The sequence below is a fragment of the Staphylococcus sp. HMSC069D12 genome (assembly GCF_001810405.1).
GTDB classification, from domain to species: Bacteria; Bacillota; Bacilli; order Staphylococcales; family Staphylococcaceae; genus Staphylococcus; species Staphylococcus haemolyticus.
In genome coordinates, this window is sequence record NZ_KV801108.1 from 437,013 (window position 1) to 462,463 (window position 25,451).

Below are 25,451 nucleotides of genomic sequence, written 5' to 3' on the forward strand. Positions count from 1 at the left end.
ATTGGGCTAAATTAGGTACAAGCATTGTAGGTATTGTAGAAAACGGTGTAGGCATTCTAGGTAAATTATTCGGATTCTAAGTTCGACAGATAACATTTTATTTATATATATAAACAATACAAAGGAGATAATGATCATGGAAAAAATCGCAAACGCAGTAAAAAGTGCAATTGAAGCAGGTCAAAACCAAGACTGGACTAAATTAGGTACAAGTATCTTAGATATCGTTTCAAACGGTGTAACTGAATTAAGTAAAATCTTTGGTTTCTAATTTAACGTTTATTTTAAAACTTAGTTTAAATCCTAAAAAATTATTGAGAAATGGAGAGATAAATATGCAAAAATTAGCAGAAGCAATTGCAACAGCAGTACAAGCAGGACAAGATAAAGACTGGGGTAAAATGGGTACAAGCATCGTAGGTATCGTAGAAAACGGAATCAGTGTTTTAGGTAAAATTTTCGGCTTCTAATTTGAAATTTTAATTATCATGGACCAGGGCAAGCGCTCTGGTCTTTTTTAATTTATAAATATATTTCTGTTAAAATAGATTTTAGAAAATAAACGTAAGGATGAAAATATGAAATATAATACAATATTATTAGACTTCGATGATACATTAGTTGATTTTTATGATGCTGAAGATAAAGCTTTTCACAATATGGCCAAACATTATCATCATTACCCAACAGCAGAAGACTTTCAATTTTTTAAACAAATTAATCAGGCACATTGGGAGGCTTTTCAAAAGAATAAACTAACTAAAGAAGAAGTTCTTTCAAACAGATTCATTGAATATTTTAATCATTATGGTATTGAAGTGGATGGTAAACAAGCAGATGTTACTTTTAGGGATGAATTAGCTAAAGCACCCATTAAGCATTTTGATTCCACTCTAGAAACGATAGATCGATTAGCTCAAAACAATGAGCTTTATATTGTTACTAATGGTGTTACAGATACTCAAAAAAGACGTATCGCACAATTACAATTTAAAGACACATTTGATGGTGTATTTATATCAGAGGAAACGGGTTATCAAAAGCCAATGATTGAGTTTTTTGATTATGTGTTTGAAAAAATTGGTGAGGACAAACGAAAATCTACCATTATTGTTGGTGATTCATTAACTTCAGATGTATTAGGTGGAAAAAATGCGGGAATAGCTACATGCTGGTTTAATGTAAGAAATAAAAAGAATAATTCTGATATAAATCCAGATTATGAAATTAAATCATTGAGTGAATTAGTTGATTTAATTGAAAATGAGTAAAAACATTTTATGCAAAAAAGTTGGAGTGGTAAAGGTTCTGATTGAACTTTTATCACTCCATAGCTTTTCCATATTCTAATTAATTATTTAGGAGACCATACGAGTACATCATGACCTTCAGGATTTTTAGCGTGTACATCCTCAAAATCTTGATTCATTAAAAAATCTTTAGAATTTTGACGTGCAATAGCTTTGATAGGCATATGATAAGATTTTGCATAATCAATGAGTGACTGACCGTAACCTTTATTTTTATAGTTATCTAAAACTTCTAATTTCCAAAGTAGTAAATAATCATCGAATTCTGGAAAGTAAATTTCCTCAACGTCACCCTTTTTTAGTAAAGCCATTCGGGCAACAAGGTTTTCACCGTGAAAGATGCCATAGAATGGTGATTCAGAACTGGCATCGATCATTTGGCCTTGTAGTTCTTCAACCATGTATAAATCTTTATTACCGAATTCTCTAAAAGCCTCAAACAATTCGTCTGTTTTATAATTAATTTCAAGATGTTTTACTTCACTCATTTGCGTTATCCCCCTTATTTCTTTTGTTATATTATAACTTAAATAATATGTAAATTTCATTCAATTGTATTTTCAGGACGAAAGGGTAAATTTCACTTCAAAGATTATAAATTTTTAAGCCGTTAAATTGTCATATAATGCTATAATCTTTATACTATATGAGTAATAGTTATGTTGAAGGAGTATAGATATGGACTGTCGAGTAACTCATTTTAAAGAAAAAGATTCATTTATTTCAAAATTAAAAGAAAGTGATAAAAGTTTATTAGAATTTTATCAATATAACCCAGTTGAGACAGCTAGTTTCACGACTAGAATGAAACGTGCTAATAATGGTAGAGAAAAACAATTAGCACAAATCATTAAAGACTATATGGCGGATTTGAAATTAACTACTTCTCAGCTAGAGCATATTGAGGCGCTTGAACAAGGAGCTAAAGTAGTTATTGGAGGTCAACAATCAGGATTGTTTGGGGGACCTTTATACACTTTCCATAAAATTCTTTCGATAGTAACGTTAAGTAGTCAACTAACTAAAGAATACGGTGAAACGGTTGTTCCTGTGTTTTGGATTGCTGGGGAGGATCATGATTTTGATGAAGTGAATCATACGTATGTTTATAATGTGAAAGAGGCGCAATTAAAGAAAGTGAAGTACCATACAATGACGCCTCCAGAAACAAATATTTCAAGATATACTCCTGATAAGGAAGCTATGCTTAATGCATTAAATCTTTTCTTCGAAGAATTAAAAGAAACTAAACATTCTAAACCTTTATATAGATTATGCGTGGATATTATTAATGAGTTTGATACTTGGACTGATATATTTAAGGCTTTATTGCATACGGTCTTTAAAGAACACGGTGTGCTACTCATCGATGCACAGAACGATAAGCTTAGACAACTTGAAAAGCCATTACTCAAAGAAATAGTAAATAATCATTCTAAAATTAATCAAGTATTCAGACAAACACAAGAGCAAACCATTGCATCGGGATTAACACAAATGATACAGACAGATACTAATGTACATTTGTTCCTTCATGAGGATGGTATGCGTCAATTAATATCAAAAGAAGATAATCATTTTAAATTAAGTAAATCTGATATTACCTACTCTGAAGAGGAATTAATTGAATTAATAGAGACAGAGCCGGAGCGTTTCTCAAACAACGTCGTTACGAGACCAGTTATGGAAGAATGGCTATTTAATACAGTAGCATTCATAGGTGGTCCAAGTGAAATTAAATATTGGGCAGAACTAAATAATGTATTCAAATTACTTAATGTAGAAATGCCAATAGTTCTTCCACGTATGAAGATGACATATATGATGGAAAGAACACAAAAACTACTTAAACAATACAGCCTTAATGCTGAAAAAGTTATTCAAGATGGTATCGATGATGACAAAAATGAATTTGTACGTGAAAAAGCTTCCGATACGTTTATACAACAAGTAGAAGAATTGAAAGCAAAACATGAAAATGTGTATCAACAATTATTAAATGAAGTTAAGGAAAATCAAGATAATTTCAATTTAGTAAATAAAAATGAAGAAATTCATAATAAACAATTTGATTATTTACTGAAACGCTATTTGTTAAATATTGAACGTGAGAATGATATTAGTATGAGACAATTTAGAGAATTGGATTTATCATTACATCCTCACCACGGATTACAAGAAAGAATCTGGAATCCACTACAAATTATGAATGATTTTGGGATTGATGTGTTTAGTCCCTCCACTTTCCCACCACTTGAATATACATTTGATCAAATCATCATTAAACCTTAATAAATCAAGCTTTAGACCTATTTTATCGAAATGATAAAATAGGTTTTTTTGTATAAAAAAAGAATTTTAAGATATTTTACAGAATTAGTGGAGGATAGTGGGGATATGTGGTAAATTATAAATAAGGTGAGGTGATAATAATGTTCATGGGAGAATACGAACATCAACTTGATGCTAAAGGACGTATGATAATTCCATCTAAGTTTAGATATGACTTAAACGAACGTTTTATTATCACGCGAGGCCTTGATAAATGTTTGTTCGGTTACACACTTGAAGAGTGGCAACAAATAGAAGAAAAAATGAAAACCTTACCTATGACAAAGAAAGACGCACGTAAGTTTATGCGTATGTTCTTCTCAGGTGCCATCGAAGTGGAATTGGATAAGCAAGGGCGTATTAACATTCCTCAAAATTTGAGGAAGTACGCTAGTTTAACTAAAGAATGTACAGTAATAGGTGTTTCAAATCGAATTGAAATTTGGGATAGAGAAACTTGGAATGATTTTTATGATGAATCTGAAGAGAGTTTCGAAGATATTGCTGAAGATTTAATAGATTTTGATTTTTAATGGAGGAATAAGTCGTGTTTCATCATATTAGCGTCATGCTTAACGAAACAATTGATTATTTAGACATCAAAGAAGATGGTATTTACGTAGACTGTACGCTTGGTGGCGCGGGTCATGCACTCTATTTATTAAATCAATTAAACGATGATGGTAGATTAATTGCGATTGATCAAGACACTACAGCATTAGATAATGCTAAAGAGGTATTGAAAGATCATCTACATAAAGTCACGTTCGTACATAGCAACTTTAGAGAATTAACTGACATTTTAAAAAACTTAAACATTGAAAAGGTAGACGGAATTTATTATGACTTAGGCGTTTCTAGTCCACAGTTGGATGTTCCAGAGCGAGGATTTAGTTATCATCATGATGCTAAACTTGATATGAGAATGGATCAAACGCAGCAACTTAGCGCATACGAAGTAGTCAATCAATGGCCATATGAAGCACTTGTTAAGATTTTTTATCGTTATGGTGAAGAGAAATTTTCTAAACAAATAGCGAGACGAATTGAAGCACATCGTGAACATCAGCCTATCGAAACTACATTAGAGCTAGTTGACATCATTAAAGAAGGCATTCCTGCTAAAGCTCGAAGAAAAGGTGGTCATCCTGCAAAGCGTGTATTTCAAGCTATACGTATTGCCGTTAATGACGAATTATCTGCATTCGAAGATTCAATTGAGCAGGCAATCGAGCTTGTAAAAGTTGGAGGCAGAATTTCAGTAATCACTTTCCATTCTTTAGAAGACAGATTATGCAAACAAATGTTTCAAGAGTATGAAAAGGGTCCTGATGTGCCTAGAGGGTTACCAATTATTCCTGAAGCTTACACACCTAAACTCAAGAGAGTAAATCGCAAACCAATTACGGCAACGGATACAGATTTGGATGAAAATAACAGAGCGCGCAGTGCTAAATTACGTGTTGCAGAAATTTTAAAATAAGGAGTAATTGACGATGGCTGTAGAAGAAATATATGAACCATATGAAGACGTCCAGCACAATAGTATACCGAAACAACAACCTCAATCGGAACCACAAACAAGAACAGTTACTAAGAAGGTTGTAGTTCAACTCACAAGATTTGAGAAATACTTATACATAACACTTGTTACTGCAATTGCAGTTATTGCTATTTATATGCTATCTTTAAAAATGGATGCGTATGATACGAATGGAAAGATTGCAGATTTAGACTCCAAAATTGAACAACAATCAAGTGAAAATAGCGCAATTCAATCTGAAATTAAAAAAAGTTCTTCTTACCAACGCATTTACGATAAGGCTAAAGCACAAGGTATGAGCCTAAATAACAACAATGTAAAGGTAGTGCGTACAAATGGCGAAGCGAAAAATTAAAATTAGAAAAAATAAATTAGGAGCAGTCCTCCTTGTTGGTATATTCGGACTGCTCTTTTTTATATTGGTTTTAAGATATTCATATATTATGATCACAGGACATTCTGATGGACAAGATTTAGTAATGCGAGCGAATGAAAAATATTTAGTTCAAAACAATGAACAAGCTGAACGAGGCAAGATTTATGATAGAAACGGTAAAATTCTTGCTGAAGATGTCGAAAGATATAAAGTTGTAGCGGTAGTCGATAAGAGCGCAGGTAAAAATGGAGATAAACCTCGCTATGTAGAGGATAAAAAGAAGACAGCTAAAGAACTTTCTAAAATTATAGGCATGAAACCGGAAGAAATTGGAAAACGACTTAATCAGAAAAAAGCATTCCAAGTGGAATTTGGTCAAAAAGGAACTAATTTAACTTATCAAGATAAACAGAAACTGGAAAAAATGGACTTACCAGGTATTACATTATATCCAGAAACTGAACGCTTTTATCCAAATGGTAATTTTGCGTCTCACTTAATAGGAATGGCACAAAAAAATCCAGATACAGGCGAATTAAAAGGTGCACTTGGTGTTGAAAAAATCTTTGATAGTTATTTAAGTGGAACTAAAGGTGCATTATCTTATATACAAGATATTTGGGGATATATTGCTCCAAATACTAAAAATGAAAAATCACCTAAACGTGGTGATGATGTTCATTTAACAATTGATTCAAATGTTCAAATATTCGTTGAGGAAGCATTGGATGATATGGTTAAGAGATATCAACCAAAAGATTTATTTGCTGTTGTCATGGATGCTAAAACAGGTGAAATCTTAGCATTCAGTCAACGTCCTACGTTTAATCCTGAGACAGGTGAAGATTTCGGAAAAAAATGGGCGAATGATTTATATCAAAATACGTATGAACCAGGTTCTACTTTTAAATCATTTGGTTTAGCGGCAGCTATACAGGAAGGTAAGTTTGATCCTAAGAAAAAATATGAGTCTGGACATCGTGATATCATGGGTTCTAGAATTTCCGACTGGAATAAAACTGGTTGGGGCGAAATTCCAATGTCATTAGGCTTTACTTATTCTTCAAATACGCTGATGATGCACTTACAAGACTTAGTAGGTGCTGACAAAATGAAATCATGGTACGAAAGATTTGGTTTTAGCAAACCAACTGGTGGTCTATTTGATGGTGAAGCAGAAGGTAATATTGCTTGGTCGAATGAATTACAACAAAAAACGTCAGCATTCGGGCAATCTACAACTGTTACGCCGGTACAAATGATTCAGGCACAATCTGCTTTCTTTAATAAAGGAAATATGCTTAAACCATGGTTTGTGAATAGTATTAAAAATCCAATTTCCAAAAAGACATTCTATCAAGGCAAAAAAGAAATTGCTGGCAAACCAATTACTGCTTCTACCGCTAGTAAAGTGGAAACAGAATTAGATAAAGTAGTTAATAGTAAGAAGAGTCATGCGATGAATTATAGAGTAGATGGTTATGATATTGAAGGTAAGACAGGTACTGCCCAAGTGGCGGATGAAAAGAGCGGCGGATATGTTAAGGGTGAAAACCCATACTTTGTAAGTTTCATTGGTGATGCGCCTAAGAAAAATCCCAAAGTTATTGTTTATGCCGGTATGAGCTTAGCTCAAAAGAATGATCAAGAAGCTTATGAAATGGGTGTAAGTAAGGCTTTCAAACCAATTATGGAAAATACACTTAAATATTTAAATGTAGGTTCTAAAAAAGATGAAACTAAATCTGCACAATATTCAAAAGTACCAAATGTAACTGGACAATCTACTGATAAAGCAAAAGAAAGTTTGAAATCTGAAGATTTACAAGCAACCGTTATTGGTAATGGAGATAACGTCAAATCTCAATCAATTAAAGCCAATAAAAAATTATTGCCTAATAGTAAGGTGCTCTTGTTAACTGATGGTGATATTACAATGCCAAATATGAAAGGTTGGACAAAAGATGATGTACTTGCCTTTCAAGAATTAACTGGCATTAACGTTACAACTAAAGGTAGTGGCTATGTATCAAAACAATCGGTTAACAATGGAACCACATTAAAAGACAATAGTAAGGTTGAAATTGAATTATCTCCAGAAGATCCTGACGATACATCGACGAATACAAATGACAATGAGACAGCATCAAATGACTCTACTAATAAAGATAAAGCTAGTTCTTCTTCAGAGGATAAGGAAAAAAGCAATAAGAATGATACTTCAAGCTCTTCTGAACAAGAACAACAGACAAACAATAGTCAAGATTCCAACGAGTAATTATAATTTGAATTGAAAAAGTAGATGATAAGTTATGAGAATTGAATGAACGTCTAAAAGTTGTGACAAGCATATTGAGCATAGGTTACAAAATAGAACTTTAGTAGCAAATATAAGTGAGGGGGGGTGGTTATATCATTCCCTTCTCAGCTCGTGTTAATTCAAAGGGCGTCATACAATCTCTTACAAATTTTAAATGAATTTACTTTAAAATATTGATAAAATGAACGAGATATTATCAATTAATAAACTCAGAAGACAAAACGAAAAATTAAATATATAAAGGAGACAATTATGCTTTTTATACTTGCGGTTATCGCACTATTAATTACTTTTATCTTAGTACCTATTTTAATTCCAACGCTTAAGCGAATGAAATTTGGACAAAGCATTCGTGAAGAAGGTCCACAAAGCCATATGAAAAAAACAGGCACACCGACAATGGGTGGTTTGACTTTTCTAATTAGCATTATCATTACCTCAATTATTGCAATTTTCTTTGTAGATAATTCAAATCCAATCATTTTATTATTATTTGTGACAATTGGTTTTGGTTTAATAGGTTTTATTGATGATTACATCATCGTAGTTAAGAAAAACAACCAAGGTTTAACAAGTAAGCAGAAATTTTTAGCACAAATTGCAATTGCAGTAGTATTCTTTTTACTAAGTGATGTTTTCCATCTTGTAGAATTTTCAACTAATCTAAACATACCTTTTACAAATATTAGTATTCCATTATCTTTTGCATATGTGATTTTTATTGTTTTTTGGCAAGTTGGGTTCTCAAATGCTGTGAATTTAACAGATGGTTTAGATGGTTTAGCAACAGGATTATCAATCATTGGTTTTACAATGTATGCCATTATGAGCTTTGTTTTAGATTCACCAGCAATTGGAGCATTTTGTATTATAATGATTTTTGCATTATTAGGATTTCTACCGTATAACCTCAATCCCGCAAAGGTATTTATGGGAGACACTGGTAGTTTAGCTTTAGGTGGAATTTTCGCAACGATTTCAATTATGCTAAATCAAGAATTATCATTGTTACTAATTGGGCTAGTATTTGTAATTGAAACTGCTTCAGTTATGTTACAAGTTGCTTCATATAAACTTACAAAAAAACGTATCTTTAAGATGAGCCCGATTCATCATCACTTTGAATTAAGTGGTTGGGGAGAATGGAAAGTAGTGACAGTGTTCTGGACAGCAGGTTTAATTTCAGGATTAATCGGATTATGGATAGGAGTGCATTAGCATGCTCAATTATACAGGATTAGAAAATAAAGATGTTCTTGTAGTAGGACTAGCCAAAAGCGGATATGAAGCAGCTAAGTTATTAATCAAATTAGGTGCCAATGTGACTGTAAATGATGGTAAAGACTTGTCACAAGATCCTCATGCCAAGGATTTAGAGGCGCTAGGAGTTAAAATAGTTGATGGTGGACATCCTTTATCACTATTAGATAATGAGCCAATTATAGTAAAAAATCCTGGTATACCTTATACAGTTTCTATAATTCAAGAAGCATATCAGCGACATTTAAAAATATTAACTGAAGTAGAATTAAGTTATTTAATATCAGAAGCACCGATTATAGCTGTAACTGGAACTAATGGTAAAACAACTACGACTTCTTTAATTGGCGATATGTTTAAGAAAAGTAGATTGACTGGTAGACTATCTGGCAATATAGGCTATGTAGCATCTAAAGTAGCACAAGAAACATCACCTAATGAATATCTAATAACTGAATTATCTTCATTCCAATTATTAGGTGTAGAGCAATATCGTCCGCATATTGCGATTATCACAAATATATATTCTGCTCATCTAGATTATCACGAAACGCTTGAAAACTATCAAAACGCAAAGAAACAGATTTACAAAAATCAAACAGAAAATGATTACCTAATATGTAATTATCATCAAAGACATCTAATTGAGTCTGAAAATTTGAAAGCTAAAACATTGTATTTCTCTACTCAACAGGAAGTAGACGGTATTTATATTAAAGATGGGTTTATTGTTTACAAAGGAATAAGAATCATTAATATAGATGATTTAGTATTACCTGGAGAACATAATCTAGAAAATATTCTAGCTGCAGTGTTAGCTTCAATCTTAGCTGGTGTTCCAATAAAAGCAATTATAGATAGTTTAACGACATTTTCTGGTATAGATCACAGATTACAATATATAGGTACAAATCGCACTAACAAGTATTACAATGATTCTAAAGCTACAAACACACTTGCTACACAATTTGCATTAAATTCATTCAAACAACCAACCGTTTGGTTATGTGGTGGTTTAGATCGTGGTAATGATTTCGATGAATTAATACCTTATATGAAGAATGTACGTGTCATGGTTGTTTTTGGTCAAACTCAAGAAAAATTTGCTAAGCTTGGCAATAGTCAAGGTAAGTTAGTGGTGAAAGCTACAGATATTGAAGACGCTGTTAAAAAGGTACAAGATGTAGTCGAACCGAATGACGTTGTCTTACTATCACCTGCATGTGCAAGTTGGGATCAATATAAAACATTTGAAGAACGTGGAGAAAGATTTATAGAAAGTTTCCGTGCCCACTTACCATCTTATTAAAGGTTGTGAAATCAAGTGAAAGATAAACGACGTAAAGATAATAAGGTGAGCTCGATTCAAAGTCTTATTGAAAAAAGAAATCGAGAATTAAACAATGAAGAACACCTTTCAAATCATGATGCTAATCATAAGGATAAGAATAAAGTTTCCACAGATGACGCTCAATTGTATAAAATTAATAAGCCTAATGAGACCTCTAAACAACAAGATCAAAATCAATCAATAGATGAAGATAACTTTAATAATCAATCAAATGAATCCGAACAATTGGAACAAAATGAAGCAATTGAACAATCTAACGAAACATCTGGTGAAAATGCTCAAAGCGTTGAAAGTACTAAAACGAATGATAGTCACAGACTCTCCACTAATTCTAGTGAAAACATATATAAGCTATCTATTAAAGATAGAGTTAAAGAGTTCAATGACAAGCGTAAAAGAAAAAAACATGCCAAGAGTACACAATTTGATCATTTATCACCACAAGAGAGAAAAGAACAATTAAGAATTCAGCGAAGGAAGCGTCAAAAAAGAATTCAGTACGTTATCATTACATTTTTAGTATTATTAATAATTTTATTTTTACTCTACATGTTTACACCACTAAGTAGAATTTCTAATATTAAAATTAGTGGAAATAACAATGTGAGTAACAGTCAAGTTGAAAAAGCTTTGGATGTGAAAGATAATTCAAGAATGTATACCTATAGTAAACGTAAAGGTGTTCAAAATCTAAAGAAGAATGATTTAATAAAAGGCGTAAAAATTAAAAAGCAATTACCGAATACGTTAAAAGTGCAAATAACTGAAAATCAAGTTGTAGGTGTTGTTAAAGAAAAGGATAAATATGTGCCAATTATAGAAGGAAATCAAGAATTGAAAAACTTTGATGGTAATATTGCTGGAAGTGGACCTATTTTAGAAGGATTTAAAGGTGAAGAAAAAAGCAACATGATTAAATCTTTATCTAAGATGTCTCCAGACATTAGAGATATGATTTCAGAGATTAAGTACGCACCTAAGCAAAATACTCAAAATCGAATTCTTTTATATATGCAAGATGATATGCAAATAGTTGGTAACATTAAAACGATTGCTAATAAAATTAAATATTATCCTCAAATGTCACAATCTTTATCAAAAGACGACTCTGGTAACTTGAAAACCCAAGGTTATATAGATTTATCTGTAGGTGCATCATTTATACCGTATAATGAAAACAGTAGTGGAGATTCAAAATCTGATCAAAATGTTCGTCAAAAATCACAACAAGAAACTGATGCAAAAGATGAGTTACAAAGCGCTTTAAATAAAATTAACGAACAATCAGAGTCAAATAATTAAAAAATTTCGATATTAATATGTGTTTATAGTTCACAAGCCTTACGACGTATTGTAAACTAAACATAGTGTATTTTAATAGTAATTTGTCAGGAGGTGCCTATCTATGGAGGAACATTACTATGTAAGCATAGATATTGGTTCATCAAGTGTAAAAACAATAGTAGGCGAAAAATTTCACAATGGAATAAATGTGATAGGTACAGGACAAACCTACACTAGCGGTATCAAGAACGGATTAATTGATGATTTCGACATTGCTAAACAAGCAGTTAAAGATACAATTAAAAAAGCTTCTATCGCATCAGGTGTAGACATTAAAGAAGTTTTCTTAAAATTACCTATCATAGGTACTGAAGTATATGATGAAGTAAATGAAATTGATTTTTATGAAGATACTGAAATAAACGGCACACACATTGAAGAAGTGTTAGAAGGTATTCGTCAAAAAAATGATGTAGCGGATACTGATGTAATTGATGTATTCCCTATTCGTTTTATTGTGGATGGGGATAATGAAGTATCAGACCCTAAAGAATTGATTGCTAGACACTCATTAAGAGTTGAAGCAGGAGTTATTGCAATTCATAAATCTATCTTAATCAACATGATTAAATGTGTAGAATCATGTGGCGTAGATGTTTTAGATGTTTATTCAGATGCTTATAATTATGGTTCAATTCTTACAGCTACTGAAAAAGAATTAGGAGCATGTGTAATAGATATTGGTGAAGATTTAACTCAAATTGCCTTTTATGAGCGTGGAGAATTAGTAGACGCTGATTCAATTGAATTAGCAGGTCGCGATATTACTGATGATATTGCTGAAGAACTAAATACTACATATGAAACGGCTGAAAAGATTAAACATCAATATGGTCATGCTTATGCTAATTCTGCATCAGATCAAGATGTATTTAGTGTAGATCAAGTAGACAGTGATGAATTAGTTGAATATACTCAAAAAGATTTAAGTGCTGTAATTGAGAGAACAATGCAAGATATCTTTGATGAGGTGTTTGATGTATTAGTTGAGTTAGGGTTAACTAGAGTGAACGGTGGTTTCATTGTAACTGGCGGTTCTTCAAACTTATTAGGAGTTAAAGAATTACTTAATACGATGGTAAATGAAAAGATTAGAGTTCATACACCGTCACAAATGGGTATCAGAAAACCAGAATTCACATCAGCTATTTCTACTATATCTAGTAGCATCACTTTTGATGAGTTGCTCGATTATGTTACAATGAGTTATCAAGATAATGATGAGTTTGAAGAAGAAGTTATTGAAGATAACGAGAGAGAACATACTTCTAAACCAGGTGGATTTGACTGGTTTAAACGTAAGTCAAATAAAAATGAAGATACTTATGAAGAAGACTACAACGAACCACATGAAAGAACTGATAAAGTAGACGACTACGATAAGTATGATAGAAATGAAAGTCATCACGATACGACAGAACATTATGATGATCAAGAGCAACCTCAAAAAGAAGAGGGCAAATTTAAAAAACTTATGAAATCTCTATTTGAATGATGGGCCAAAAAGACTAGGAGGAAATATAAATGTTAGAATTTGAACAAGGATTTAATCATTTAGCGACATTAAAAGTCATAGGTGTAGGTGGCGGTGGTAACAACGCTGTTAACCGTATGATCGACCATGGCATGAACAATGTAGAATTTATTGCAATTAATACAGACGGACAAGCTTTAAACTTATCTAAAGCAGAATCTAAAATCCAAATTGGTGAGAAATTAACACGCGGACTTGGTGCTGGTGCAAATCCAGAAATTGGTAAAAAAGCAGCTGAAGAGTCACGTGAACAAATTGAAGATGCAATCCAAGGTGCAGATATGGTATTTGTAACTGCTGGTATGGGTGGCGGTACTGGTACAGGTGCTGCACCAGTAGTAGCTAAGATTGCTAAAGAAATGGGAGCATTAACTGTTGGTGTAGTAACACGTCCATTCGGTTTTGAAGGACGTAAACGTTCAACTCAAGCGGCAGCTGGTGTTGAATCTATGAAAGCAGCAGTTGATACATTAATTGTTATCCCTAACGATCGCTTATTAGATATCGTTGATAAATCAACTCCAATGATGGAAGCATTTAAAGAAGCAGATAATGTATTACGTCAAGGTGTTCAAGGTATCTCTGACTTAATCGCTGTATCAGGTGAAGTAAACTTAGACTTTGCTGACGTTAAAACAATTATGTCTAACCAAGGTTCTGCTTTAATGGGTATTGGTGTCTCTTCTGGAGAGAACAGAGCAGTTGAAGCAGCTAAAAAAGCAATTTCATCACCATTACTTGAAACTTCAATCGTTGGCGCTCAAGGTGTGTTAATGAACATCACTGGTGGGGAATCACTATCATTATTTGAAGCTCAAGAAGCGGCTGACATCGTGCAAGATGCTGCAGATGAAGATGTAAATATGATCTTTGGTACAGTTATCAATCCAGAACTACAAGATGAAATTGTAGTAACTGTAATTGCTACTGGTTTTGAAGATAAACCAACTTCACAAGGACGTAAAGCTTCAAGTACTGGTTTCGGAACAAGTGTAACTTCAAGCACTTCAACACAAGCAAGTACGCCTAGAGAAGAATCATTCTCTCAAAGCTCATCAAGCTCTCGTTCTTCTGAAAGTGTATCAGAAAGAAATCATACTACTAAAGATGACGATATTCCTAGCTTTATCAGAAATAGAGAAGAAAGACGTTCTAGAAGAACTAGACGTTAATTTAAAATAAGTTTTGTCTATATTTCGTTGTATGGTTAAGTGTATTTATCGTCTTAATCATTCCTAATTGGGAGTAGAACGGCGAATTCACTTGTGGATTCATGTTCGCTCCCTTTTTATTTACTTTCAAGTAAAGTGAAGATTGTTATATAATATATCTATATTCAATTTTAGAGTAAGCTTTTTAGAAATCGACAAAAATAAAACTTTTAATTAAGGTGGTTTGATCTCGTGTCAGAGAAATTTGTAAAGTATCCCCATCACTTGAAATATGAATCTCAAGACTTGAAGTGTGTCAAATTAGGATTCACTACAAGAGAAGGTGGCTATAGTCTATATCCGGAATCATCATTCAATATGGCAAGATATGTGGATGATAATCCTGAAAATATTACTAAACACCAAGAAATGTTGGCGGACGCGATTGGGTTTGAAAGAGCACAATGGGTGTTTCCAATTCAAACTCATGAAAATCGAGTAATGGAAATTTCGCAAAGTCATCGTGGAACTAACATCGATACATTAACAGATGATATGTATGGTATTGATGGGATTTATACATATGAACCTGATACGTTATTAACGATGTGCTACGCTGATTGTGTACCAGTTTATTTCTATAGTGAAAAACATCACTATGTAGGATTAGCACATGCTGGCTGGCGAGGTACATATGGTCAAATTGTTAGTGAAATGTTAAAGCAAATTGATTTTGATTATAATGATCTAAAGATTGTAATTGGACCATCTACATCAACTACATATGAAATTAATGATGATATTAAAGCAAAGTTTGAAACATTACCGATTAATGTAAAAGATTATATTGAAACTCGTGGAGAGAATCGACATGGTATTGATTTAAAACGTGCTAATGCTCTATTACTTAATCATTATGGTGTACCATTCGACAATATATATATAACTGATTATGCTACATCAGAGGATTTATCACTTTTCTTTTCATATCGAGTTGAAAAAGGTCAAACAGGTAGAATGTTGGCTTTTATAGGCCAAAAATAATCTCATTAGATTAGTTATATAAATAATAAATATTTAAATACATATGTGTTTATTAGTGATAACTAAACTTAACAAATGGTGAAGAGGTTGAGTAGAAAATGGATGTAAAACAAAATTTAAGAAATATTGAAAGTGAAATACAATCACACTTTAAAAATAGTGAAGCGTCTACCTTGCCAAACGTGATTGCAGTAACAAAATATGTTACAATAGACCGTGCTAAAGAAGCTTATGATGCTGGACTTAGACATTTTGGTGAAAATAGATTAGAAGGCTTTTTAGAGAAGAAATCTGCTTTGCCTAACGATGTTACTATGCACTTTATAGGTTCTTTACAATCTAGAAAAGTAAAAGAAGTCATAAACGAAATTGATTACCTACATGCACTAGATAGACTTAGTTTAGCTAAGGAAATTAATAAAAGAGCGGATCATGAGATTGCCTGCTTCATACAAGTCAATGTCTCAGGAGAAGAATCTAAACATGGTATTGCTTTGAATGAAGTTAATCACTTTATAGAACAAATTGAACAATATGATAAAATAAAAATTGTCGGATTAATGACAATGGCACCTTATACAGAAGACACTACATATATTCGACAGTTATTTAAACAATTACGAGTAAAACGAGATGAAATCAAAAACCTTAATTTAGATTATGCACCGTGTGACTATTTATCTATGGGAATGAGTAATGATTATGCAATTGCTGTAGAAGAAGGTGCTTCATTTATAAGAATTGGGACTAAACTTGTAGGAGAATAGGAGTGAGCCCCGTGGCTATTAAAGATTTATTTAATAATTTTTTTCTAATGGATGATGAAGAAGAAGTTGAAAGCCCTGAAGAGCGACAACGTCGTGTAGTTCAGAATGAAGAAAATGAAACAAACAATGTTCAACAGAATCAACCGCAACAATCAGAACGTTTATATAGTAATCAAAGTAAATTGAAAACAGTACCACAAAAGAAATCAACAAGAAATTATAACTCAGAAGAAAGGAATGTGCGTATGAATCAACCGCAATCAAAGTCAAACGGCAAAAATGTTGTTACAATGAATCAAACGTCGCAAAGTTATAGTGGTTATGAAAGTTCAAAAATGTGCTTATTCGAACCACGAGTATTTTCAGATACACAAGATATCGCGGATGAATTAAAAAACCGCCGTGCTACTTTAGTGAATTTACAACGTATTGATAAAATTTCAGCTAAACGCATTATTGATTTTTTAAGTGGAACAGTTTATGCAATTGGTGGAGATATTCAACGTGTAGGTACTGACATATTCCTTTGTACACCTGATAATGTAGAAGTTGCGGGAAGTATTACAGATCATATTGAACAAATGGAATCGCAACACTACGAATAAGGAGAACGTTATATGGATGTAGGTTTACTAGCTACCATTTTTGATTTTATAATTTTTCTAGTTCAAATATATTACTTTGGAATGATTATTTATTTCTTTACATCTTGGGTACCTAATATTAGAGAATCTAAGTTCGGTGAAATACTAGGTAAATTATATGAACCATTTTTAGAACCATTTAGAAAGATTATTCCACCAATAGGAATGATTGATATTTCTTCACTTGTAGCTTTGTTTGTACTTGTATTATTCCAAGCTGGGTTAAGAAGTATCTTTAATATGGTAATAGTTCATTTAATGTAATAATATATGGCTTTTAAGAGGCTGAGACAATACATGAGGTTGTTTCAACCTCTTTTATCATTTAATTTAGAATCAGAGAGGTGTAAGATAATCGATATTTATCAGCATTTTAGAGACGAAGAGCAAGGGTTAATAGATCAATTAATAGATAAGTGTGATCAAGTTGAACAGCAGTATGCGCCAATTTTGACAAACTTTCTCGATCCGAGAGGACAATATATACTTGAAGTCATAACAGGCAGTTATGAAGATATGGAAGTGACTTTTTTTGGTGGAGATAACGCAGAGAGAAAAAGAGGTATCATTGCTCCTAATTATTTTGAACCTGGGGAAGCTGACTTTGAAGAAGTATTAATTCAAATCAACTATCCAGAGAAGTTTGTTAATATACAACATCAAAATGTCCTAGGAACACTTATGTCATTAGGAATAGAGAGGGAACAAGTTGGTGATATTATTGTCGGTGACAGTATTCAATTTGTTTTGACAAAGCAATTAGAATCGTATATTATGTTGGAATTAACAAAGATAAAAGGTGCTACAGTTAAACTTAATTCTATTCCATTTAAAGATATGATACAATCAGTAGAGAATTGGAAAATCCAAGGTAGTACTGTAAGTGCATTGAGATTAGACGTCGTTTTAAAAGAAATGATTCATAAATCTCGAACAATAGCGAAACAATTAATTGAAAAGAAGCGCGTGAAAGTTAATCACACAATTATTGATTCACCAGATTTTCAAGTTCAAACTAATGATTTATTATCTATTCAAGGATTTGGAAGAGCTCAAATCATTGATATAGGTGGTAGGACTAAAAAAGACAAAATACACATAAATTATCGAACGCTATTTAAGTAATAAATATAAGTCAATTTAATGTTGATTTAAGGAGGATGTAGGATGCCTTTTACACCTAGTGAAATTAAAAATAAAGAATTTACAAAAGTGAAAAATGGTTTAGAACCAGCTGAAGTAAGTGATTATTTAAATCAATTAAGTAATGAAATTGAACGTTTAAAAGAAGAAAAAAAACAGCTTGAAAAAGTAATTGAAGAGAGAGATACTAATATTAAGTCTTATCAACAAGTTCATCAATCAGTAAGTGATGCCCTTGTTCAAGCTCAACAAGCTGGAGAAGAGACTAAATTGGCTGCTAATAAAGAAGCTGAAGCTGTTATCAGTAAAGCTCAAGCACAAGCAGATTTAATTGTTAATGACGCTATCGAAAAAGCACGTCATTTATCATTCCAAACTGAAGATATGAAACGTCAATCTAAAATATTCAGATCACGTTTCCGCATGCTAGTTGAAGCTCAATTAGATTTACTTAAAAATGATGATTGGGATTATTTATTAAATTATGATATCGATGCAGAAAAAGTCACACAAGAAAATTTCCAACATTTAAATAGCCAAGATATTACACCTGAAGAGCAACTTAGCGCTCAATCTCAACAATCTGAAAGTGTGCTTGCAAGCGAAAGTAATAACAGTACAACAGATTCACTAAGTACAAGTGAGAACGTTACTTCACAATCAAGCGTGAGTCAAAGCGAATCAACATCAAATAAATAATTGTTATAAAATGAGTCAGACAAGTAGGAGATAATAAACTTTTTACAGCGAATTAGGGTTGGTGAAAGCCTAATAAAAGTCTATCTCTTATATCACTGATTTTTACAAAGTAATATTATATATGAGAGAACTCTAAGTTGAGTTAACAAGGGTGGTACCGCGGTAAATCCGTCCCTTTTTAATTGAACTTAGAGTTCTTTTTACATTTAAGGAGTGAAATCAATTATGAACTATAAAGATACTTTATTAATGCCAAAGACTGACTTTCCTATGCGTGGTGGATTGCCAAATAAAGAACCACAAATCCAAGAACAATGGGAAGCTAACAATCAATACCAAAAAGCATTAGAAAAAAATAAAGGTAACCAATCTTACATCTTACATGATGGACCACCGTATGCTAATGGTAATTTGCATATGGGGCATGCGTTAAACAAAATTATTAAGGATATTATTGTACGTTATAAAACGATGCAAGGTTTTTACGCACCATACGTTCCAGGTTGGGATACACATGGCTTACCAATTGAACAAGCTTTGACTAAAAAGGGCGTAGATCGCAAAAAAATGTCAATTGCTGAATTTAGAGAAAAATGTAAGGAATTTGCGTTAGAACAAATCGAATTACAAAAGAAAGATTTCAAACGTCTTGGTGTACGAGGAGACTTTAATGATCCTTATATCACGCTTAAACCTGAATATGAAGCTGCTCAAATTCGTTTGTTTGGTGAGATGGCGGATAAAGGATTAATTTATAAAGGTAAGAAACCAGTTTATTGGTCACCGTCAAGTGAATCATCTTTAGCTGAAGCTGAAATTGAATATCATGATAAGCGTTCAGCATCTATCTATGTAGCATTTGACGTGAAAGATAATAAAGGTGTAGTAGATGAGGATGCTCAATTCATTATTTGGACAACTACTCCATGGACTATTCCATCTAACGTAGCGATTACAGTTCATCCTGATTTAAAATATGGTCAATATAATGTGAATGGCAAGAAATATATTATCGCACAAGCATTATCTGAAGGTGTAGCAGAAGCTTTAGAATGGGATAAAGATGCCATTCAATTAGAAAAAGAATTTACAGGTAAAGAGTTAGAGTATGTTGAAGCACAACATCCTTTCTTAGATAGAATCTCACTTGTAATTAATGGTAATCATGTTACAACTGATGCTGGTACAGGTTGTGTTCATACCGCTCCTGGTCATGGTGAAGATGACTATATCGTTGGTCAAAAATATGATTTACCAGTTATTAGTCCTTTAGATGATAAAGGTGTGTTTACTGAAGAAGGTGGACAATTTGAAGGTATGTTTTATGATAAAGCTAACAAAGCAGTTACTGATTTATTAACTGAAAAAGACGCTTTATTAAAACTAAACTTTATTACACATAGTTACCCTCATGATTGGCGTACTAAGAAACCAGTTATCTTCCGTGCTACACCACAATGGTTTGCCTCTATTAATAAAGTAAGACAAGATATTTTAGATGCTATTGAAGAAACAGATTTCAAAGTGGATTGGGGTAAAACACGTATTTACAATATGATCCGTGATCGTGGAGAATGGGTTATTTCTCGTCAACGTGTTTGGGGAGTTCCATTACCTGTATTCTATGCCGAGAATGGTGATATCATTATGACGAAAGAAACAGTTAATCACGTAGCTAATTTGTTTGAAGAGTATGGTTCAAATATTTGGTTTGAAAGAGAAACAAAAGACTTATTACCTGAAGGCTTTACACACCCTGGTAGTCCAAATGGTACCTTTACAAAAGAAATGGACATTATGGATGTTTGGTTTGACTCTGGTTCATCACATCGTGGTGTATTAGAAAATCGTCCAGAATTAAGTTTCCCAGCTGATCTATACTTTGAAGGTAGTGACCAATATCGTGGTTGGTTTAATTCTTCAATTACAACTGCTGTAGCAACTAGAGGTCAAGCGCCTTATAAATTCTTATTATCACACGGCTTTGTAATGGACGGTGAAGGTAAGAAAATGAGTAAATCACTAGGTAATGTTATTGTTCCTGACCAAGTTGTAAAACAAAAAGGTGCTGACATTGCACGTTTATGGGTAAGCAGTACTGATTATTTAGCAGACGTTCGTATTTCGGATGAAATCTTAAAACAAACTTCTGATGTATATCGTAAAATTAGAAATACTTTAAGATTTATGCTTGGTAATATTAACGATTTTAATCCTGATACTGATGCAATTCCTGAAACAGAATTACTTGAAGTCGATCGTTATTTACTAAATCGTTTACGTGAGTTTACTGCTAGCACAATTGAACATTATGATAACTTTGATTATTTAAATATTTATCAAGAAGTACAAAACTTTATTAATGTTGAATTGAGTAATTTCTACTTAGATTACGGTAAAGATATTCTTTATATTGAAGAGAAAAATGCGCATAAACGTCGTAGTATGCAAACTGTTCTATACCAAATCTTAGTTGATATGACTAAATTATTAGCACCTATTTTAGTTCACACAGCTGAAGAAGTTTGGACACACACACCACATGTAAAAGAAGAAAGTGTTCATTTAGCTGACATGCCTAAGGTAGTTGAAGTTGATCAAGCATTGCTTGACAAATGGAATCAATTCATGGCATTACGTGATGATGTAAACCGTGCGTTAGAAGTTGCACGTAATAATAAAGTTATTGGTAAGTCTCTTGAAGCTAAAGTTGTAATTGGTAATAACGACAACTTTAAAGCTGCAGAGTTCTTACAACAATTTGAAGATTTACAACAACTATTCATTGTTTCACAAGTTGAAGTTTCAGATTCTGTAGACAATGCAGAGGCTTATCAACATGGTGATATTAGAATTGATCATGCAGTGGGTGAAAAATGTGAAAGATGTTGGAACTATACTGAAGAATTAGGTTCAGTAGGTGAATTAGAACACTTATGTCCACGATGCCAAGAAGTAGTTAAAACTTTAGTTTAATAAATATATTATTGAAAACACATGGGACATAAATAATATAATAATCCTATTTTGCAATTTATTGTAGCTGACTGAATAGACAAGACGCTTAAATCAAAATTTTCTCAGTTCTAGTCATCCTTGAGGGCAGGCCCCCTACAAAGAAAATTTCATAAAGAAATTCTACAAGCAAAGCAAGTTGGGAGTTGGACAACGAATTTGAGAAGAATTCAGTCCGACTCCCTTTTTGTATTTACATTTATAATTTATAAGTAAAAATAATGACGATATGTAATGTTTCACTTTTTAATAAAAGACTATTTAAATAGATATATTCATTAAATCAAGATTATTCGACTATTTAATAATTAGGGGTGAAATTATTAGTAAAATCTTATTAACAGGTGCATCTGGTTATATTGGTGGACATTTAAAAGATCAATTAAAAATGCATCATGATATTATAGCAATTTCAAGGAATACTAGTAACAAAGAAAATGAAGAGAATGTTACTTGGAAAGCTGCTGATTTATTTGATTTAGATGAGATAACAGAAGTAATGGAAAGGGTAGATACTGCAATTTACCTTGTCCATTCTATGATGCCAAACGCCAAGTTAACGCAAGCAAACTTTGAAGATATGGATGCTTTATTAGCAGATAATTTTGCGAGAGCTGCAAAGAAACAAGGCGTTAAACATATTGTATTTATGAGTGGTTTAATTCCAAATGAAGATAAACTATCTGCTTATTTACGTAGTCGTTTGGAATGTGAAAAAATTCTAGGTTCTTATGGTATACCTGTAAGTACATTAAGAGCTGGATTAATTATTGGGGCTAAGGGAAGTTCTTATCCTATTTTAAAACGTTTAGTTGAACGATTGCCTGGTATGGTATTACCTAGTTGGGCATACAATATGATAGCACCAGTTTCAATTAATGATGTAATTAATAAACTGGCATTACTAGTAGAGCGAACATCACAACATAATGAGGTTTTTGACATTACAGGACCTGAAATTATGAATTATAAAGAATTAATACAACGTACAGCAGTAGTGCTAAATAAGCGTTTGCGAATCGTTGATTTACCAATTATACCTATTTGGGTAAGTAGATATTGGGTACAACTCATTTCACAAATACCTAAACAAATGGTATACCCACTTATGAATAGTTTAGTTCATGATATGATTCCGCAACCAGAGCGCACGCATCCTGATATTTCTATTGGAGAGATGACGTATGAAGAAAGTGTGCAACAAGCGCTAGATGAAGAAAATGAAAATCAAAACAAATCAAAAAAATCGTCTAGTTCTAATAGTAAAGAACAAATTAACGATGTTAGAGCAATATCACGCTTTAGAATCCCAGAAAATTATTCAATGGAAGATGTCTCAAAAACATATGCGAAGTTTATAAATAATATTACGTTACATTTAATTAATGGAACTATAAATAAAAATGAATTTAATATTAGTTTGCCATTTACTAATCAATTTATTTTAAAAATGGAACGTGACATGCAAGATTCTTCAAAAGATATGATTGTTTATAAAATCATAGGTGGTAATTTAGCATTATCTAATAATGGTGGCAATGCTAGATTTGAATTTAGACGCATCTTGGATTCAAATGAAGCTATTATTGCACTACAAGAATATGAACCGACGTTACCTTGGTCTGTTTATAAGTTTACACAGGCTAATATCCATAAATCTGTAATGGAATTATTTGTTAATCATATGAATAATCTTGCAGATAAAGATAAAGAAGCAACAACACAAAGTGATCAATTGTTTAGTACAATCGCGATGACTGCAGGAGCAGTTATAAGTGCATATGTTGGATCAAAAATTTATCATTTGATTAAAGCCTAAATGACGAAAAATTAGTATTAATTTTAAGCTGAATATAATCCACGATTAATAACTTCATAATTAGTGAGAGAAAGACAATTTCTATGAATATATTATAGAAATTGTCTTTTCTTTTTTTGTTTGAATTAAGATGTATAGCGTTATTAAAATTTAGTGCAACTGCACTTGTGTAAGGCGTTCTAAAATAAATAATAAAACATAGTGTGAAAATTTTAAGCAAACATCTCGACTTAAGTGTAATAATGAACCCAATTTCTAAGACACTGCTTTAAAGCACTACTTTAGAAGTTAATAAATTGCAATATACATACAAAGACTGATAAAATTTTATATATTTTAAGATAAAATAGTAGGTATTATTTTCATTGAATTGTATTTTTCATCCATTAAAAGAAGTAAGTTATATTTAGTAATGCAATATTAGGAGGCCATAATGTTTCATTCAAAACATTCACATTTTGTAAATGGTATAACTATAAATGTTAGAAATTTAGCAGACTTAAGACCATTTTATGAAACTATATTGGGATTTAAAGTTATTACAGAAACAAATCATTCTGTTCAGTACGAGATAGGTCAGTCAAATCATTTTTTAACATTAAATGAAGTTATAAATGGTAGGGAACCACTTTTATCTGAAGCAGGTTTATTTTATGTAGGTATAATGCTTCCTAATATTACAGATTTAGCCGATTTACTTGTACAAATGACAGACTTTGAAATTCCGGTAAATGGTGGAGAACAAAGTGTTTGTACGTCCCTCTTTTTTGAAGATCCAGAGGGGAATACATACAAGTTTTATGTCGACCATGATATGGATTACTGGGGCTACGATAATGAAAATGTAAAGTTAGATATTGAAGCAATCAATGTTCCACGTTTACTAACAAATGTATCAGAACAAACTTGGCAAGGGATTCCTAAAGGCACAAAAATAGGAAATTTATCACTTAAAACGATACGTATGTCAGAGGTTGAATCTTATTATTTAAGATATTTTGGACTTGAACCATCTGCGTATTTAGATCAGTTTTCACTCTTTATGTCTTCAAATCAATACTATCATCATTTAGCTGTTAATCAATGGTTATCAAGTACTAAACGTGTGATGAATAACGTAACATATGGTCTTGCTTTAATTGATTATTATTATCCTGAAACAACGCATATTGATGTTAAAGGTCCAGACGGGCTTTATTTTAGATTTAATTTTATAGAAGTAGTGTGATTTAATGAAGAAATTTATACTTATTATGGTTTTAGGAAGTGCACTTTTCACTGGTGGAGCGATATATGATGGAATTGATAATCAAGATATGACGCAACCGACAATTCATTTTTGGGAAAAGAACCCAATGAAATTAAACTTATATGCTAAAGGCCAATGTACCTATTATGTGTTTGATAGAATTAGACAAGATGGCAATATGATTAGTAATAGATGGGGAGATGCCAAATATTGGGCTAATGAAGCAAGCAAAGAAGGATATAAAGTTAATGATAATCCAAGTGTTGGTTCAATCCTTCAATATCCAAAAGGTCAACATGGTCATGTTGCATATGTAGACAAAGTTAATCATGATGGCTCGTTAACCGTTTTTGATATGAATTATCGTAAACCATATGAAGTTACTAAGCGCACAGTTTACGAATACCAACTAGATGAATTTAATTATATTCATCCTAAGAAAAATCAAAGTGAAAACGCATAATGAACTACAGTTACTAATATTATCATCTATTTGTAACTGTAGCTTTTTTTATATAGAGGAGTAAGCTATAATGTAGAGTGTTGTCAAA

The 25,451-nt window shown here is 32.2% G+C and carries 24 protein-coding genes and 1 pseudogene; 24 read left to right on the forward strand and 1 reads right to left on the reverse strand.

What is annotated here, in order from left to right; translation table 11 throughout:
* The 4 genes and pseudogenes from HMPREF2737_RS11295 to HMPREF2737_RS07900 form a co-directional block, all read left to right on the forward strand.
* Positions 1 to 80, forward strand: a pseudogene (locus tag HMPREF2737_RS11295) (phenol-soluble modulin PSM-beta-3); the annotation flags it as partial.
* A gap of 56 nt (positions 81 to 136) precedes the next feature.
* Positions 137 to 271 (forward strand): phenol-soluble modulin PSM-beta-2, encoded by a 135-nt coding sequence (locus HMPREF2737_RS07890; protein ID WP_011276027.1) that lies wholly within the window; start codon positions 137 to 139, stop codon positions 269 to 271.
* Positions 272 to 335: 64 nt separating this feature from the next.
* Positions 336 to 470 (forward strand): phenol-soluble modulin PSM-beta-1, encoded by a 135-nt coding sequence (locus HMPREF2737_RS07895; RefSeq protein ID WP_037552386.1) that lies wholly within the window; start codon positions 336 to 338, stop codon positions 468 to 470.
* Between the two features lie 108 nt (positions 471 to 578).
* Positions 579 to 1,271, forward strand: a complete 693-nt coding sequence (locus tag HMPREF2737_RS07900) for a YjjG family noncanonical pyrimidine nucleotidase (protein WP_037552385.1) — start codon at positions 579 to 581, stop codon at positions 1,269 to 1,271.
* A gap of 83 nt (positions 1,272 to 1,354) precedes the next feature.
* Here the strand turns inward: HMPREF2737_RS07900 and HMPREF2737_RS07905 are convergent, their stop codons facing one another.
* Entirely contained in the window at positions 1,355 to 1,798 is a 444-nt protein-coding gene (locus tag HMPREF2737_RS07905; RefSeq protein WP_037552384.1) for an N-acetyltransferase, read from the reverse strand.
* 190 nt (positions 1,799 to 1,988) lie between these two features.
* On the opposite strand from HMPREF2737_RS07905, the gene bshC reads away from it, so the two are divergent.
* The 20 genes from bshC (at position 1,989) to HMPREF2737_RS08005 (ending at position 25,363) form a co-directional block, all read left to right on the forward strand.
* Positions 1,989 to 3,602: a bacillithiol biosynthesis cysteine-adding enzyme BshC gene (gene bshC, locus HMPREF2737_RS07910; RefSeq protein WP_037552383.1), complete on the forward strand. Its 1,614-nt coding sequence runs from the start codon at positions 1,989 to 1,991 to the stop codon at positions 3,600 to 3,602.
* A 140-nt stretch (positions 3,603 to 3,742) separates the two neighbouring features.
* The gene (mraZ, locus tag HMPREF2737_RS07915) at positions 3,743 to 4,174 is read left to right on the forward strand and encodes a division/cell wall cluster transcriptional repressor MraZ (RefSeq protein ID WP_011276022.1); all 432 of its coding nucleotides are present in this window, start codon (positions 3,743 to 3,745) and stop codon (positions 4,172 to 4,174) included.
* Positions 4,175 to 4,188: 14 nt separating this feature from the next.
* Positions 4,189 to 5,124, forward strand: coding sequence for a 16S rRNA (cytosine(1402)-N(4))-methyltransferase RsmH (gene rsmH, locus HMPREF2737_RS07920; RefSeq protein WP_033080059.1), 936 nt, complete (start codon positions 4,189 to 4,191; stop codon positions 5,122 to 5,124).
* Between the two features lie 13 nt (positions 5,125 to 5,137).
* On the forward strand, positions 5,138 to 5,539 hold the full coding sequence (ftsL, locus tag HMPREF2737_RS07925) for a cell division protein FtsL (protein WP_037552382.1): 402 nt from the start codon (positions 5,138 to 5,140) through the stop codon (positions 5,537 to 5,539).
* Positions 5,520 to 7,838: a penicillin-binding protein gene (locus tag HMPREF2737_RS07930; protein ID WP_037552381.1), complete on the forward strand. Its 2,319-nt coding sequence runs from the start codon at positions 5,520 to 5,522 to the stop codon at positions 7,836 to 7,838. Before ftsL ends, HMPREF2737_RS07930 begins: the two co-directional genes overlap by 20 nt.
* Before the next feature lie 294 nt (positions 7,839 to 8,132).
* On the forward strand, positions 8,133 to 9,098 hold the full coding sequence (gene mraY / locus HMPREF2737_RS07935; RefSeq protein ID WP_011276018.1) for a phospho-N-acetylmuramoyl-pentapeptide-transferase: 966 nt from the start codon (positions 8,133 to 8,135) through the stop codon (positions 9,096 to 9,098).
* A 1-nt stretch (position 9,099) separates the two neighbouring features.
* A complete protein-coding gene (murD, locus tag HMPREF2737_RS07940) occupies positions 9,100 to 10,449 on the forward strand; it encodes a UDP-N-acetylmuramoyl-L-alanine--D-glutamate ligase (protein ID WP_037552379.1) in 1,350 nt (449 codons plus the stop codon).
* A 15-nt stretch (positions 10,450 to 10,464) separates the two neighbouring features.
* A complete protein-coding gene (locus tag HMPREF2737_RS07945; RefSeq protein ID WP_037552377.1) occupies positions 10,465 to 11,793 on the forward strand; it encodes a cell division protein FtsQ/DivIB in 1,329 nt (442 codons plus the stop codon).
* A gap of 103 nt (positions 11,794 to 11,896) precedes the next feature.
* Positions 11,897 to 13,330: a cell division protein FtsA gene (ftsA, locus tag HMPREF2737_RS07950; protein ID WP_037552376.1), complete on the forward strand. Its 1,434-nt coding sequence runs from the start codon at positions 11,897 to 11,899 to the stop codon at positions 13,328 to 13,330.
* 29 nt (positions 13,331 to 13,359) lie between these two features.
* Positions 13,360 to 14,541, forward strand: coding sequence for a cell division protein FtsZ (ftsZ, locus tag HMPREF2737_RS07955; protein ID WP_037552375.1), 1,182 nt, complete (start codon positions 13,360 to 13,362; stop codon positions 14,539 to 14,541).
* A gap of 231 nt (positions 14,542 to 14,772) precedes the next feature.
* Complete coding sequence (pgeF, locus tag HMPREF2737_RS07960; protein ID WP_037552374.1) at positions 14,773 to 15,564, forward strand: peptidoglycan editing factor PgeF; 792 nt, start codon at positions 14,773 to 14,775, stop codon at positions 15,562 to 15,564.
* A 98-nt stretch (positions 15,565 to 15,662) separates the two neighbouring features.
* Positions 15,663 to 16,331, forward strand: coding sequence for a YggS family pyridoxal phosphate-dependent enzyme (locus HMPREF2737_RS07965; RefSeq protein WP_037536278.1), 669 nt, complete (start codon positions 15,663 to 15,665; stop codon positions 16,329 to 16,331).
* A gap of 11 nt (positions 16,332 to 16,342) precedes the next feature.
* Entirely contained in the window at positions 16,343 to 16,936 is a 594-nt protein-coding gene (locus tag HMPREF2737_RS07970; protein WP_037552373.1) for a cell division protein SepF, read from the forward strand.
* A gap of 12 nt (positions 16,937 to 16,948) precedes the next feature.
* Positions 16,949 to 17,239 (forward strand): YggT family protein, encoded by a 291-nt coding sequence (locus HMPREF2737_RS07975; protein WP_037552372.1) that lies wholly within the window; start codon positions 16,949 to 16,951, stop codon positions 17,237 to 17,239.
* A 33-nt stretch (positions 17,240 to 17,272) separates the two neighbouring features.
* Entirely contained in the window at positions 17,273 to 18,100 is an 828-nt protein-coding gene (locus HMPREF2737_RS07980) for a YlmH family RNA-binding protein (RefSeq protein ID WP_052071624.1), read from the forward strand.
* Between the two features lie 42 nt (positions 18,101 to 18,142).
* Complete coding sequence (locus HMPREF2737_RS07985; RefSeq protein ID WP_037552371.1) at positions 18,143 to 18,817, forward strand: DivIVA domain-containing protein; 675 nt, start codon at positions 18,143 to 18,145, stop codon at positions 18,815 to 18,817.
* A gap of 225 nt (positions 18,818 to 19,042) precedes the next feature.
* On the forward strand, positions 19,043 to 21,793 hold the full coding sequence (gene ileS, locus HMPREF2737_RS07990) for an isoleucine--tRNA ligase (protein WP_037552369.1): 2,751 nt from the start codon (positions 19,043 to 19,045) through the stop codon (positions 21,791 to 21,793).
* 361 nt (positions 21,794 to 22,154) lie between these two features.
* Positions 22,155 to 23,651 (forward strand): NAD-dependent epimerase/dehydratase family protein, encoded by a 1,497-nt coding sequence (locus HMPREF2737_RS07995; RefSeq protein WP_037552368.1) that lies wholly within the window; start codon positions 22,155 to 22,157, stop codon positions 23,649 to 23,651.
* Between the two features lie 433 nt (positions 23,652 to 24,084).
* Positions 24,085 to 24,879, forward strand: coding sequence for a VOC family protein (locus HMPREF2737_RS08000; protein WP_037552367.1), 795 nt, complete (start codon positions 24,085 to 24,087; stop codon positions 24,877 to 24,879).
* Between the two features lie 4 nt (positions 24,880 to 24,883).
* Positions 24,884 to 25,363, forward strand: coding sequence for a CHAP domain-containing protein (locus tag HMPREF2737_RS08005; RefSeq protein WP_037552365.1), 480 nt, complete (start codon positions 24,884 to 24,886; stop codon positions 25,361 to 25,363).
* Positions 25,364 to 25,451: the final 88 nt, after the last annotated feature.